This is a genomic window from Solirubrobacter soli DSM 22325, assembly GCF_000423665.1.
Taxonomy (GTDB): domain Bacteria; phylum Actinomycetota; class Thermoleophilia; order Solirubrobacterales; family Solirubrobacteraceae; genus Solirubrobacter; species Solirubrobacter soli.
On the sequence record NZ_KE384072.1, the window covers coordinates 119,091 to 133,137 of the forward strand.

The window sequence follows — 14,047 nt, forward strand, 5'->3', positions numbered from 1 at the left end:
TTGCCCCCATGGAGCGCGCGTGGGGGCGTGAGCGGTTGCGGGTCGACGTGATCCGCGAGGACGTGGTGCGGTTCAAGATCAGCCGCGGCGGGGTGTTCGACGAGACGCCGACGTTCGCCGTGGTGCAGGACGGGAGCGCCGAGTACGAGGTCGATGGCACCACGCTGCGCACCGCGGCGCTGGAGGTCGACCTCGAGACGCTCGCCGTCCGCCGCGCCGACGGAACGCCGGTGATCGAGCCGATCGAGCCCTACGGCACGCTCAATGACGCGTTCTGGGTGCGGCGCAAGCTGCGGCCTGAGGACGCGATCTACGGGCTCGGGGAGAAGACCGGCCGCCTCAATCGGCGCGGCCGAAGCTTCACGCTGTGGAACACCGACATCCTCAACCCGCACGCGGCGGCCCCGTTCGGCGGTGACGGCGGCGACATCGACTTCGACCCGTACTACGTCTCGATCCCGTTCTTCCACCACCACACCGCCGACGGTCACGTCGCCGCGTCGTTCGTCGACAACGGCTACCGCGCCACCTACGACTTCACCGCGCCGGACGAGTACGGCTTCCGGTTCGAGGGCGGCCAGTACACCGAGTACGTCTTCGCTGGACCGTCGCTGCCGGGGATCGTCGAGGCCTACAGCTGGTTGACCGGCCGGGCCGCCCCGCCGCCGCTGTGGGCGCTCGGCTACCACCAGTGCCGCTGGAAGGCCTACTCGCAGGCCGACGTCGAGGCGATCGGCGCGCGCCATCGCGAGCTCGGCATCCCGTGCGACGCGCTCTGGCTCGACATCGAGTACATGGACGGCTACCGCGTCTTCACGTGGAACACCGAGCTGTTCCCGGACGCGCCGGGCATGCTCGCGCGGCTGCGCGACGACGGTTTCCGCGTGATCACGATCATCGACCCGGGCGTGAAGTTCGAGCCGGGCTACGGCGTGTTCGACGAGGGCCTGGCGCGCGACGTGCTGTGCCGGACCGAGGGCGGCGACGTCTACATCGGCGAGGTCTGGCCCGGCGACACCGCGTTCCCGGACTTCGTCACCGAGGACGGCCGCAAGTGGTGGGGCGAGCTCAACGCCGCCCACGTGCAGTCCGGGCTGGCGGGGATCTGGAACGACATGAACGAGCCGGCGACGGGTGAGGTCCCGCCGGAGCGGATGCGCTTCAACCGCGGCGCGGACTCGCACGAGCGCTGGCACAACCAGTACGCGCTGCTGATGGCGATGGGCACCCGCGATGGCCTGCTGGACGCGATGCCCGACCTGCGCACGTTCATCCTGAGCCGCGCCGGGTTCGCCGGCATCCAGCGCTACGCCGCCAACTGGATGGGCGACAACCAGGCGCGCTGGGACCACCTGTGGCTGAGCATCCCGATGGCCAACGGGTTCGGCTTGTCCGGGCAGCCGTTCGTCGGCGCCGACGTCGGCGGCTTCGCGGGACACTCCAACGGCGAGCTGTTCCTGCGCTGGCTGCAGTACGGCGCGCTGACCCCGTTCTGCCGCAACCACTCGATGCTCGGCGACGTCGACCAGTACGCGTGGTCGTGGGGCGAGGCGATCCTCACGCACGCGCGACGGGCGATCGAGCTGCGCTACCGGCTGCTCCCCTACCTCTACAGCGCGTTCATCACCGCGACCGAGACCGGCGCGCCGGTGCAGCGGCCGCTCGTCTTCGACCACCAGTACGACCCCGCCGTGCGCGACCTCGACGACCAGTACCTGCTCGGCCCGGACCTGCTGGTCGCGCCCGTGTACGCGTCGGGCACCACGGCCCGCCACGTCTACCTACCCGCGGGCGAGTGGCACGACTGGCACACCGGCGAGCGGTTCACCGGGCCGTGCTTCGTCGTCGCGAACACCCCGATGGATCGGATTCCCTTGTACGCGCGCGGCGGCGCGGTGATCCCGACATGGCCGTCGGCGCCGCCGTCGACCGCCGAGCGGCCGGACACGATCGAGCTGCACGCGTTCGCCGGCGGCGACGGGACGTCGTTCCTGCAGGAGGACGACGGGCTCACGCTGGAGGGCCCGGTGAGGCGGACGAGCCTGACGCTCAGCGGCTCGACGCTGCGCGCCGTCTCGGAGGGCGACTTCCCCGGCTCACGCTTCGTCGTGGTCGGCCACGGCGGCGACGTTCAGCTCGTCCCGTAGCTCACGCTTGAGGATCTTCCCGCTCGGGTTCTTCGGCAGCTCGTCGACGAACACCACGCTCTTGGGGACCTTGAACGGCGCCAGGTCCTCGCGCGCGAACGCCCGCAGCTCGTCCGGATCGACGGGTTCGCGCGCGACGACGACCGCGCAGACCGCCTCGATCCAGCGAGCGTCCGGGATGCCGACCACCGCGACCTCGGCGACCGCGGGATGGCGGTACAGGACCTCCTCGACCTCGCGCGAGGAGACGTTCTCGCCGCCCGAGTTGATCATGTCCTTCTTGCGGTCGACGATCGTCAGGTAGCCGTCCTCGTCGACCGTGGCGAGGTCGCCGGAGTGGAACCAGCCGCCGTCGAACGCCGCGGCCGTGCGCTCGGGGTCGTTGTAGTAGCCCGCGGTGACCTGGACGGAGCGGTGCACGACCTCCCCCACCTCGCCCACCGGCACGTCGTTCATCGCGTCGTCGACCACCCGCGTGGTGACGTTGAGGACCGGCTTGCCCGCAGAGCCGGGCTTGGTCAGCTGCTCCTCCGGGGGGAGATAGGTCGCGAGCGGGCCGAGCTCCGTCTGGCCGTAGTAGTTCCACAATCGCAGTTCCGGGAGGCGGTCCGTCAGGTCGCGCACGGTCTGGACGGGCATGATGGACGCGCCGTAGTAGCCCTTGGTGACGGTGAGGTCGTCGAAGCGCGCGTCCTGCAGCAGGCCGATCCACACGGTCGGCGGCGCGAAGAACGAGGTCGCGCCGTGCTTGGCGACCGCGTCGAACACCGCGTCGGGCGCGGGCGCCGGAAGGATGATGTTCCGCGCCCCCAGGTAGAGGCCGGGCATGATGAAGCAGTGCATCTGCGCGCAGTGGTAGAGCGGCAGCGCGTGCACCATGACGTCGTCGCTCGAGTACTCGCCGGCGACGATGCACGAGACGTACTGGGCGAGCAGGCCCTCGTGGGTGAGCATCGCGCCTTTGGGGGCGGACTCGGTGCCGCTCGTGTACGCGATCTGGGCGACGTCCGTGGACGCGATCGGCGGCTCCACGAACCCGGAGCGGTCCCAGCTCGCTTCGAAGGCGGGAAGCGTCTGCGTGCGGGTCGACGACGGCAGGCGATCGAAGAGGTCCTCGTCGGCCAGTGCCAGCGCCGCGCCGGAGTGCTCGACGATGTACGCCACCTCGCGCGCGTTGAGCATGAAGTTCACGGGGACGTGGACCGCGCCCGCGAGCTGCGTTCCCAGCCACGCGATCAGGTAGGTGTCGCTGTTGCGGCCGAGCACCGCGACCCGGTCGCCGGGGGCGACGCCGAGCGCGCCGGCCGCGCCCTCCGCCGCCTCGAGCAGCTGCGCGTACGTCCACGTCCGCTCGCCGAAGACGACCGCCGTGGCGTCGGGCGTCCGCGCGGCGGACCGGCGGACGAGCTCCCCGATCCCGGGGCGGCGGGCGTCGGCGACGATCACAGCTTCTTGTTGGCCTTGACGTCCCAGCCGGCGTGGGTGACCGCGCCCGGCGAGCCGTCGGCGTTCTGCTCGCGATAGTCGACGGCGATCTGCGCGAACGCGAGCGAGACCTCGTCGACCGGACCGTTCTCGGTGTTCGCGTTGACCTCGAACGACGTGATCACCACGTCGTTGAGCGTGATCGTCAGGAAGTCGATCTGCGCCTTCCCGGCGCCCGACCGCCGCGCGCTCAGCACCGCGCTCTTGATGTGTTGACCGCTCGCGCACGCGAGCAGCAGCAGCGGGCTCGCCTTCGAGGCCCGCGCGGTCAGGATCAGCGGGCCGGCGTTGAGCTTGCCCGCTCCCCCACCCCCACCCACCGGTGAGCCGCTCTGTGTCTCGCCCCAGAGGAAGGTCTGGACCGCGATCTCGCCTTTGTGCTTGGCGTCCGTGCTCTCTCCCGCGATCCCGTCGATGCGCAGGAAGTAGTCGAAAGGCATCGGGTCGGTCTATCACACCCGCGCAAGGCAAGTGCCGACGTGCCGATTACCCCGTGGAGAGCACGTCGTGAAATGGCCATTCCGTATCCCGTGGCGCCGCCAGGACCACTTCGAGGGGATCCTCGAACTCTTCGACGACCACGTCCACGTCGGGGAGGTGACCCTCGACGGTCGCTACGTGTCGCGCTTCTCCGGGCCGACGATCAACCGCTTCACGGGGGCCGCCGAGGATGACGGGCGCACGTCGGTCGAGCTCTGGGACGCCTGCGTGTACCCGCTCGACCGCTCGACCTACATGCGCTTCTGGGGCGAGCTGCTTGCGGGCAAGTCCGCGCAGGTGACCTATCGCATGCTCGGCCTGGACGGCGTGGTCCGCACGGTCTGGCACCGCGCCCGGTCCCGCGCCCTCGCCGGCGGCGGCCTGCTGGTCCAGGGCCTCGTGTCCGACGTGACCAAGCACGAGGAGACCGCCACCCGCCTCGCCGAGGCCGACGACCGTTTCATGCACCTGCTCGACGTGGTCGGGGAGCACGTCTACCGCGCGATCGCCCACCGGGACGGTCGCATCGAGGAGCTCTTCCAGGGCCCGGGCGCCGACCGCCTGCTCGGCGGCGCTGACCCCGACAGCGAGATGGAGAACTGGAACGCCGCGATCCACCCGGACGACCGGCCCGCGATCGACGCCTTCGAGGCGGCGCTGGCCGACGGGCAGGACGCGGGCGTCGAGTACCGCCTGCGCGGGTACGACGGCGTCACCCGCTGGGTCCACGACCGCGCCGTCGCCCGTCGCCGCGACGACGGCGTCGTCGAGGTCTCCGGCATCGTCTCCGACATCACCGCCCGCCGGCGCATGGAGGACGAGCTGCGCGAGGCGCACCGCGCCGCCGAGGAGCTCGCCACCACCGACGAGCTGACCGGCGTCCTGAACCGCCGTCACTTCACCAAGCTCGCCGCCGAGGCCCTCGCCGCGGACGCCGAGGCCTGCGGCCTGCTGCTGATCGACGCCGACCACTTCAAGCGCATCAACGACGTCTACGGCCACGTCATCGGCGACCACGTCCTGGTCGAGCTCGCCCGCCGGGTGCGCGGCGCCCTCGGCATCGCCGACGTCCTCGCCCGCTGGGGCGGCGAGGAGTTCGCCGTGCTCGTCCACGGGGTGGACTCGGGCGATGCGCTCGCCCGCCGCGCCTACCAGCTGCTCGACGCCGTCGCCGTCACCCCGTTCGTCGTCCGCGACCTCGAGCTCACCCTGACGATCTCGATCGGCGGCATCCACGCGAAGGCGGACCTCGCCACCCTCGACGCGCTGATCGAGCACGCCGACCGCCACCTCTACGCCGCCAAGCGCGACGGTCGCAACCGCGCGTGGGTCCCGCACGACGCCGAGCCGGCGTTCACCACCCGCCTCGACCCTCGCTAGGGTCTCCGGGATGATCCCGGTCTCGGAACTGTTTGCCGATCTCAACGCACTTGACGGCAGCCCGCTGGACGCCGACCGGCTCGCGGGACGCACGGTCCTGGTGGTCAACGTCGCCTCGCGCTGCGGCCTGACGCCGCAATACGAAGGCCTCGAGCGCCTCCAGCAGCGATTCGGCGGCGAGCGCTTCACCGTGCTCGGCGTGCCGTGCAACCAGTTCGGCGGGCAGGAGCCGGGCACGTCGGAGGAGATCGCCACTTTCTGCTCGGTGACCTATGGGACGACGTTCCCGATGACCGAGAAGCTCGAGGTCAACGGCGACGGCCGCCATCCGCTCTACGCGCGCCTGACACAGACCCCGGACGCCGACGGCCAGGCCGGCGACATCCAGTGGAACTTCGAGAAGTTCCTGGTCGGCGCCGACGGCGAGGTGCTCGCGCGCTTCCGCCCGCAGGTCACGCCCGAGGACGAGCGCGTCATCGAGGCCATCGAAGGGGCCTGACCGGGGGTTCCCCCCGGAGGAGGTGGGCCGGCCGGCGTCTTTGTCGGCATGAAACGGCTCGTACTCACCCTGACCACCGCGGTCGTCGCCGCCGGCGCGATGACCGCCAGCGCCAACGCCGACATCGCTCCTGGCGTCTACCGGATCTCGCCCGGCCACGCGACGAGCAAGGCCGTCGAGGCGCAGAACTTCGGCACCTCGAGCACGACCAAGATCGTCCAGAACCCGTTCAACGGGAACCTCAACCAGCGCTGGCGGATCAAGAAGACCGGCCAGGTCAGCTCCGGCGGCGCGTCGTTCTACAGCCTCTCGCCCGAGCATGCGCCCAACCTGTGCCTCGACGTCCCGAACGCCAGCACCAGCGCGGGCGTGCGGGTCAACCTGCAGAGCTGCAACGCGTTCCGCGTGAGCCAGCGCTGGCACATCTTCGTGCGCGATCCCGGCCTCTTCCAGATCACCAACCGCAACAGCAGCATGGGGCTGCAGGTGTCCGGCGGGTCGCTGAGCAACAACGCTCAGCTGATCCAGGGCACGGGCATCGAGAACCCGCTCTCGAAGTTCAAGCAGTTCAAGATGACCAAGCTGGCTAACTAGCCCAGCGGCGTTCGACGGCGCGCAGGCGCGCGAGGGCGACCGGCGCGCGCGGGTCGTCGGGCGGGGCTTCGCGGAGGAAGTCGCGCAAGGCGGCGACGTCGTCGCGCCCGCTCTCGGTCTCCAGCCAGCCCCACAGGGTGTCCTGGCCGCCGAGCAGCGCGGCGCGGCGCAGCGCGCCTTCGAGCTCCTCGCGGGCCTGGACGAGCCGCGGGACCTCGGACTCGACCAGCAGCGGCGCCCGGTAGGCGCGCAGGGCGTCGCGGACGTCGCCGGCCAGCACGAGCCGCTCGACCTCGAGGAAGTCCGCACTGACGTCGGCGAGCAGCTTGTAGGGCTGGGAGGCGAGGACCGCGCCGAGCGCGCGGCGCAGCTTGGAGACCTGGGCGCGCATCGAGACCGGGTTGCCGCCGTCGCCGTAGAGCTCGAACGTGAGCTGCTCGCCAGTCAGGCCCTCCGGGTGCAGGGCGAGCAGGGCGAGGATCTCCCCCTGGCGCTCGCCGAGCTTGATCGTGCGCCCGAAGCCGACGCGGGCGGTAAGGCCTTGGCGGCCGAGCAGCTCGAGCCGCAGCGTCGCGCGGCTTGGCTTGTGCGCCCGCCCGGTGACGCCCCACAGCAGGTGGCCGCCGTCCTCCAACGGCTCCGCGAGCGCTTGGCGGCCGTCAGGCAGGGTGATGGCCCCGCCGCCGTCCGGCAGCCGGACCGCGCCGCTCACCCACCCGGCGGGGTTGGCGATCAGCACCCGCCCGTCGCGCCCGACCATCGCCGAGCGGTGCCGCCCGAGCCGCGCCGTGCGCTCCAGGTACGCGGTGCGCATGCGGTCCTCGTCGGCCGCGCGCTGGAAGCGCAGCGCGTCCTCCGCCATCCCCGCCGCCGCGCTCACCAGGCCGAGGGAATGCGGGTGGGCGGTGCGCAGCGGCCCGCTGATGTCGACCACGCCCAGCAGCGCGCCGGTGACGGGATCGTGGATCGGCGCCGCCGAGCACCACCAGGCGTGCTGCTCGGCCAGGAAGTGCTCGGCGCTGAAGATCTGCACGGCGTGATCGATCGCGAGCGCGGTGCCGATCGCGTTCGTGCCCGCGCTCTCCTCGGTCCAGAACATCCCTTCGCTGAACTCGATCCGCTCGACCGCGTCGTGCTTGACCCGCGGATGGCCTTCGAGCCAGAGGATCCGGCCTTCGGCGTCGCAGACGACCATCACGTGCTGGGCGTCGTCGGCCAGCGGCCCCAGGCAGCGGCGCAAGACCGTCATCACGTCGGCGATCGGGGTGTCCATCCGCGCCTGTATCAGCGCGGCCTCGTCGAGCGCGCGGTTCGGCCGCAGACGCTCCCGGTCGAGCCCGGCGAGCTGCATCCGCGCCCACGACTGCTCGATCACCGATCGCGGCTTGAGGGTGCTGCGAGCGCCCTCCCACACGCGCCGCAGGCTCCGGGCGTGCTCCCGGACATCCGTCCCGGCCTCGATGGCGATGAAGGGGTCGCGCGTCTGCATTGACCCATCTGGCAGCGTACGGACCGGGCAACGGGGTCGCAACCTCGCCGGATTAGGCTGCTGACACCGTGGTCTCTGTCGGCGTGATCGCCAACCCCGCCTCCGGGAGGGACATCCGGCGCCTCGTGGCGGGTGCGTCGGTGTTCGGCAACGCCGACAAGGCCGGCATGGTCTACCGGCTGCTCGCCGGGCTTGGCGCGACCGGGGTCGACCGGGTCCTCATGATGCCCGCGACCGACGGCTTGTCGACGACCTTGCGCCGGCATCTGCACAACGCCCGCAACGGACTCCCGGTCCTCCAGGAACTCGACATGGTGCTCGACGGCTCGGCCCAGGACTCGCTCGATGCCGTGCACGCGATGCGCGAGCGCGGCGTGCGCGCGATCGTCGTCCTCGGCGGCGACGGCACCCACCGGGTCGTCGCCAAGGCGTGCGGCGAGGTCCCGCTCTGCGCGATCTCGACCGGCACGAACAACGCGTTCCCGGAGCTGCGCGAGACGACCGTGGCGGGGATGGCGGTCGGCGCGGTCGCGACCGAGCGCGCCGGCGTCCTGCGGCGCGAGAGCGCGCTGGCGGTGGACGGCGACCTCGCTCTGGTCGACGTGGCCGTCTCCCGCGAGCGGTTCATCGGCGCCCGCGCGCTCTGGCGCCCCGAGGACGTGAGCGAGCTGTTCGTCACGTTCGCGAACCCGGCGGCGGTCGGGCTGTCGGCGATCGCGGGTGCGCTGGAGCCGCTCCCGCGCGGCGGCGCGCGCGGGCTCCACGTGCGGCTCGGTCCCGGGAGGACCGTCACGGTTCCCCTCGCCCCCGGGCTGGTGGCGCCGGTCGAGGTGGCGTCGCATCGCGTGATCGAGCGGGGCGAGGAGATCCCGTTGGCGCCGGGCATGGGGACGATCGCGCTCGACGGCGAGCGCGAGCTCGAGCGCCGCGGCCAATCCACCTCCGTCCGTCTGATCGACGGCCCGCTGACCATCGACATCGACGCAACCCTCGCGCAACTCCCCCGGGCGTAACTTCTGACTCGCCTACAAGCGAGCGAGGAGAGAGCATGTCGGCAGTAGCCCCGCCCACGGCGGACCTGACCAAGGAGCAACTGCTCGAGGCCTATCGCGTGATGCGCACCATCCGCGAGTTCGAGGAGCGTCTGCACCGCGAGTTCGCGACGGGCGAGATCCCCGGGTTCGTGCATCTCTACGCGGGCGAGGAGGCGATCGCCGCGGGTGTCATCGGCCATCTGCGGTCGACCGACTACGTCGCCAGCACCCACCGCGGTCACGGCCATGCGATCGCCAAGGGCTGCGACGTGAAGGGCATGATGGCCGAGATCTACGGCAAGAAGACCGGGATCTGCCACGGCAAGGGCGGCTCGATGCACATCGCCGACCTCGATCTGGGCATGCTCGGCGCCAACGGCATCGTGGGCGGCGGGCCGCCGCTGGTCTGCGGCGTCGGGCTCACGGCGAAGGTCAAGCAGACCGACCAGGTCGCGATCTCCTTCACCGGCGACGGCGGCTCCAACCAGGGCACGTTCCTGGAGGCGCTGAACCTGGCTTCGGCCTGGCATCTCCCGACGATCTTCGTGGTCGAGAACAACGGGTACGCCGAGGCGACCTCGAGCGCGTTCCACCAGGCCGGCGTGGACGTCGCCAAGCGCGCCGACGGGTTCGGCATGCCGGGCGTCGTCGTCGACGGCTTCGACTTCTTCGCCGTCCGCGAGGTCGCCGGCGAGGCGATCGCCCGCGCCCGCGCGGGAGGTGGCCCAACATTGATCGAATGTAAAGTCGGACGCTACTACGGGCATTTCGAGGGCGACCAGCAGACCTACCGCGGCACGAACGAGGTCGAGGACCTGCGCCGCGACCGCGACTGCCTGGCCGCGTTCTCGCGGCGCGTGACCGAGGCGGGGCTGATCGAGGCGGCCGATCTCGAGGCGATCGACTCAACCGTCGCGACGCTGATCGAGGAGTCGGTGGCGGAGGCCAAGGCGGCGCCCGACCCGACGCCCGCCGACGTGCTCACCGACGTCTACGTCTCGTACTAGGGGAGCTTGGACATGGCTCGCACCATCACGTTCCAGCAGGCCATCAACGAGGCTCTCGCGCAGGAGATGGGCCGCGACGAGACCGTCGTGGTCTTCGGCGAGGACGTCGTCGGCGGCTCCGGCGCGCCCGGCGAGGACGACGCCTGGGGCGGCGTGCTCGGCATCACCAAGGGCCTCTACGGCCAGTATCCGAACCGCGTGCTCGACACGCCGATCTCCGAGTCGGCGTTCATCGGCGCCGCGGCCGGCGCGGCGGCGAGTGGCCTGCGTCCCGTCGCCGAGCTGATGTTCGTCGACTTCATGGGCGTCTGCCTGGACCAGATCTTCAACCAGGCGGCCAAGTTCCGGTACATGTTCGGCGGCAAGGCGGTCACGCCGCTGGTGATCCGGACGATGTACGGCGCGGGCATCCGCGCGGCCTCGCAGCACTCGCAGGCGCTGTACCCGATCTTCACCCACCTCCCGGGTCTGAAGGTCGTCGTACCGTCGACGCCCTACGACGCCAAGGGGCTCTTGACGCAGGCGATCCGCGACGACGACCCGGTCATCTTCCTCGAGCACAAGGTGCTCTACACGCTCGAGGGCGAGGTGCCGGAAGAGGCCTACGCGATCCCGTTCGGCGAGGCCGAGATCGTGCGCGAGGGCTCCGATGTGACGGTGGTCGCGCTCGGTCGCATGGTGCACCTGGTCAAGCAGGCCGCTGAGGCGCTGAGCGCCGAGGGCATCGAGTGCGAGATCGTCGACCCGCGGACCACGTCGCCGCTGGACGAGGACACGATCCTCGAGAGCGTCGAGAACACCGGGCGGCTCGTCGTCGTCGACGAGGCCAACCCGCGTTGCGGGTTCGCCGCGGACATCATCTCGATCGTCACGCAGAAGGCGTTCGGCGACCTGAAGGCCGCGCCGCGCGCGGTCACCCCGCCGCACACGCCGGTGCCGTTCTCGCCTGTTCTGGAGGACGCCTACGTGCCCACGCCCGACGTGATCGCCGAGGCGATCAAGGCCACCACCGGCTCCCCCGCGCCCGCATGATCGAGAAGCTGGGCATGCCCAAGTGGGGCCTGTCGATGACCGAGGGACGGCTCATCGACTGGCTCGTCGAGGAGGGCGCGGAGATCGCGGTCGGCGACGAGGTGGCCGAGGTCGAGACCGAGAAGATCAACGGCGTCGTCGAGGCGCCGGTGGCGGGGGTGCTGCGCCGGCGGGTCGGCGCGACCGGGACCGTGATCCCGGTCGGCGGGCTCTTGGGGGTCATCGCGGACGCGTCGGTCTCCGATGCGGAGATCGACGCGTTCGTGGCCGACTTCGAGGCGTCGTTCGTGCCGGGCGAGTCCGACGAGGACGCAGCGCCCGAGCCGGCGCGGGCCGGGGACCTCCGGTACCTGTTGCAGGGCGAGGGCGGCGAGCCGCTGGTGCTGCTGCACGGGTTCGGCGGCGATCTCGACAACTGGCTGTTCAACGCGCCCGCGCTGTCGGGCGAGCGGGCCGTCTACGCGCTCGACCTGCCGGGGCATGGCGGGTCGGTCAAGGAGGCCCGCGATCTCGTCGGCGCGCTGCGCGAGTTCCTCGACTCGCAGGGCTTGGATCGCGTGCACCTCGCCGGGCATTCGATGGGCGGGTTGGTGGCGGGCGAGTTCGCGGCGTCTTCGCCGGACCGCGTGTTGTCGCTGACGCTGATCGCGCCCGCCGGCCTGGGTGACGAGATCAACGCGTCGTACATCGACGGGTTCGTGGCCGCGGCCGGCCGCAAGGAGCTCAAGCCGGTGCTGCAGCAACTCTTCGCCGACCCGTCGCTGGTCACCCGGTCGATGGTCGACGACGTGTTGAAGTACAAGCGGCTCGACGGCGTGCAGGGTGCGCTGGAAGGGCTGCGCGACCAGCTGTTCGCCGGCGGGTCGCAGGCGCGGTCGCTCGACCTCGACGCCTACCCCGGACCGGTGTTGGTGGTCTGGGGCGCCGACGACGCGATCATCCCGGCCGCCCACGCCGAGCACGCGCCGTCGCGGGCCGACGTGCACGTGCTGGACGGGGTCGGCCACTCGCCGCACATGGAGTCGGCCGGAGAGGTGAACCGACTGGTCGAGGGGTTCCTGACGGGGGTGCGGACGTGAGCGTCGTCGTGGTGACGGGCGGTGCGCGCGGGATCGGCCGCGGCATCGCCCTGCGGTTGTCCGATGACGGCCACGACGTCGCGGTCGCCGATCTCCCGTCGATGCGTCCCGAGACCGATGCCGTCGCCGCGGAGGTCTCGGGTCTCGCTCTGGACGTCGACGTGAGCGATCCCGCCCAGGTCGACGAGATGATCGGCGCCGTCGTGGAACGTTTCGGCCGTCTGGACGTGATGGTGGCCAACGCCGGGATCGCCCAGGTCGCGCCGCTGCTCGACGTCACGCCGGAGGACTTCGACCGGCTGATGGCGGTCAACCTGCGCGGCGTCTTCCTCTGCTACACGGCCGCCGCGCGGCAGATGATCGCCCAGGGCGGCGGCGGGAAGATCATCGGCGCGGCGTCGATCGCCGCCCACAAGGGGTTCGGCATGCTCGGGCACTACAGCGCCTCGAAGTTCGCCGTGCGCGGGCTGACCCAGGCGGCGGCGCAGGAGTGGGCGCAGCACGGGATCACCGTCAACGCCTACTGCCCGGGCATCGTCGGGACCGCGATGTGGGAGCTGATCGATGAGAAGCTGGCGGAGCACATGGGCCTGCAGAAGGGCGAGGCGCTCGCGCAATTCTCCGAGCTGATCACGTTGGGCCGGGTCGAGACGCCGGACGACGTGGCGTCCTTCGTCTCGTACCTGGCGTCGCCCGACTCCGACTACATGACCGGGCAGTCCGTGATGATCGACGGAGGGGTGTTGTTCGCATGAAGGCCGCCGTGTTCCATGGCCCGCGCGACATCCGGCTCGAGGACGTCCCGGAGCCGGACGTCCGGCCGGGGAGCGTCAAGGTCAAGGTCGACTGGTGCGGGATCTGCGGGACCGACCTGCACGAGTACCTCGCCGGCCCGATCTTCATCCCGCCCCCGGGCTCCCCCCACCCGATCACGGGTGAGACGCTGCCGCTGACGCTGGGCCACGAGTTCGCGGGCTCGGTCGTCGACGTGGGCGACGGGGTCGAGGGCGTGTCGGAAGGCGACGCGGTCGCGATCGAGCCGGTCTTCCGCTGCGGCGAATGTCCCGCGTGTCTGCGGGGCGCGCCCAACCTGTGCGAGAAGCTCGGCTTCTACGGGCTGATGGGCGGCGGTGGCGGCATGTCCGAGTACGCCGTCATGCCCGCCTACATGATCCACGCGTTGCCCGACGGGCTGAGCTCCGAGCAGGGCGCGCTGGTCGAGCCGATCGCGGTCGGCCTGCGCGCGGTGCGCCGTGCCGGCTTCCAAGCGGGGCAGAGCGCGGTCGTGTTCGGCGGCGGCCCGATCGGCGCGGTCACCGTCCAGTGCCTGAAGGCGCTGGGCGCGGGCCAGATCATCGTCGCCGAGGTCGCCGAGGCCCGCAAGCGCAAGGCGCTGGAGATCGGCGCCGACCACGTCATCGATCCGTCGCAGGAGGACGTCGTCGCCCGCGTGCGCGAGCTCACGGGCGGCGAGGGCGCCGAGCACTCCTTCGACGCCGCCGGCATCCAGGCGACCCTCACCGCCGCCCTGGGCGCCACCCGCAAGGGCGGCGCGCTGACGATCATCTCGATCTGGGAAGGCCCGGTGCAGCTCAACCCCAACGACATCGTGCTCGCCGAGCTCGACGTCCGCGGAACGATCTGTTACACGCCGGAGGACTTCTCCGACACGATCACGATGCTCCGCGACGGCACGATCTCGACCGAGGGCATCATCACCGAGCGCATCGAGCTCGACGACGTCGTCACCGGCGGCTTCGACGAGCTCGTCGAACACAAGGACCGCCACGTGAAGATCCTCGTGCGCTCACCCGCCTGACT

13 protein-coding genes are annotated in these 14,047 nt (G+C 71.2%); 10 read left to right on the forward strand and 3 right to left on the reverse strand.

The features are described from left to right. Positions 1 to 8 precede the first annotated feature (8 nt). Entirely contained in the window at positions 9 to 2,147 is a 2,139-nt protein-coding gene (locus G569_RS55465; RefSeq protein ID WP_053227688.1) for a glycoside hydrolase family 31 protein, read from the forward strand. On the opposite strand, the gene G569_RS0139460 is transcribed toward G569_RS55465, so the two are convergent. Beyond that, positions 2,097 to 3,590 carry a fatty acyl-CoA synthetase gene (locus G569_RS0139460; protein ID WP_028067490.1) on the reverse strand — a complete coding sequence of 498 codons (1,494 nt, stop codon included), beginning with the start codon at positions 3,588 to 3,590 and terminating at the stop codon, positions 2,097 to 2,099. The two genes, G569_RS55465 and G569_RS0139460, sit on opposite strands and share 51 nt — an antisense overlap. Next, entirely contained in the window at positions 3,590 to 4,072 is a 483-nt protein-coding gene (locus tag G569_RS0139465) for an Hcp family type VI secretion system effector (RefSeq protein ID WP_028067491.1), read from the reverse strand. The genes G569_RS0139460 and G569_RS0139465 overlap by 1 nt, the downstream gene beginning before the upstream one ends. Positions 4,073 to 4,139: 67 nt before the next feature. Between G569_RS0139465 and G569_RS60005 the strand changes: the two genes are divergently transcribed. From G569_RS60005 to G569_RS0139480, 3 genes are read left to right on the forward strand one after another with little or no spacing between them, the layout of a single operon-like run. Next, entirely contained in the window at positions 4,140 to 5,492 is a 1,353-nt protein-coding gene (locus G569_RS60005) for a sensor domain-containing diguanylate cyclase (protein WP_053227689.1), read from the forward strand. Positions 5,493 to 5,502: 10 nt separating this feature from the next. Next, positions 5,503 to 5,991 (forward strand): glutathione peroxidase, encoded by a 489-nt coding sequence (locus G569_RS0139475; protein WP_028067492.1) that lies wholly within the window; start codon positions 5,503 to 5,505, stop codon positions 5,989 to 5,991. 48 nt (positions 5,992 to 6,039) lie between these two features. Next, entirely contained in the window at positions 6,040 to 6,585 is a 546-nt protein-coding gene (locus tag G569_RS0139480; protein ID WP_028067493.1) for an RICIN domain-containing protein, read from the forward strand. Here G569_RS0139480 and G569_RS0139485 read toward each other — a convergent pair. Continuing rightward, on the reverse strand, positions 6,578 to 8,074 hold the full coding sequence (locus G569_RS0139485) for a helix-turn-helix domain-containing protein (protein ID WP_053227690.1): 1,497 nt from the start codon (positions 8,072 to 8,074) through the stop codon (positions 6,578 to 6,580). The two genes, G569_RS0139480 and G569_RS0139485, sit on opposite strands and share 8 nt — an antisense overlap. Positions 8,075 to 8,142: 68 nt before the next feature. Here G569_RS0139485 and G569_RS0139490 point away from each other — a divergent pair, with 68 nt between their 5' ends. Genes G569_RS0139490 through G569_RS0139515 form a run of 6 tightly spaced genes read left to right on the forward strand, consistent with a single transcriptional unit; the run spans position 8,143 to position 14,045 of the window. Then, positions 8,143 to 9,087 (forward strand): ATP-NAD kinase family protein, encoded by a 945-nt coding sequence (locus G569_RS0139490; RefSeq protein ID WP_028067495.1) that lies wholly within the window; start codon positions 8,143 to 8,145, stop codon positions 9,085 to 9,087. Between the two features lie 35 nt (positions 9,088 to 9,122). Continuing rightward, on the forward strand, positions 9,123 to 10,115 hold the full coding sequence (locus G569_RS0139495; protein ID WP_028067496.1) for a thiamine pyrophosphate-dependent dehydrogenase E1 component subunit alpha: 993 nt from the start codon (positions 9,123 to 9,125) through the stop codon (positions 10,113 to 10,115). Between the two features lie 12 nt (positions 10,116 to 10,127). Further along, a complete protein-coding gene (locus G569_RS0139500; protein WP_028067497.1) occupies positions 10,128 to 11,147 on the forward strand; it encodes an alpha-ketoacid dehydrogenase subunit beta in 1,020 nt (339 codons plus the stop codon). Further along, a complete protein-coding gene (locus G569_RS0139505; protein ID WP_028067498.1) occupies positions 11,144 to 12,226 on the forward strand; it encodes an acetoin dehydrogenase dihydrolipoyllysine-residue acetyltransferase subunit in 1,083 nt (360 codons plus the stop codon). The genes G569_RS0139500 and G569_RS0139505 overlap by 4 nt, the downstream gene beginning before the upstream one ends. Then, entirely contained in the window at positions 12,223 to 12,981 is a 759-nt protein-coding gene (locus tag G569_RS0139510; protein WP_028067499.1) for an acetoin reductase, read from the forward strand. The genes G569_RS0139505 and G569_RS0139510 overlap by 4 nt, the downstream gene beginning before the upstream one ends. After that, positions 12,978 to 14,045: a 2,3-butanediol dehydrogenase gene (locus G569_RS0139515; protein ID WP_028067500.1), complete on the forward strand. Its 1,068-nt coding sequence runs from the start codon at positions 12,978 to 12,980 to the stop codon at positions 14,043 to 14,045. The genes G569_RS0139510 and G569_RS0139515 overlap by 4 nt, the downstream gene beginning before the upstream one ends. The last annotated feature ends 2 nt before the right edge of the window (positions 14,046 to 14,047 follow it).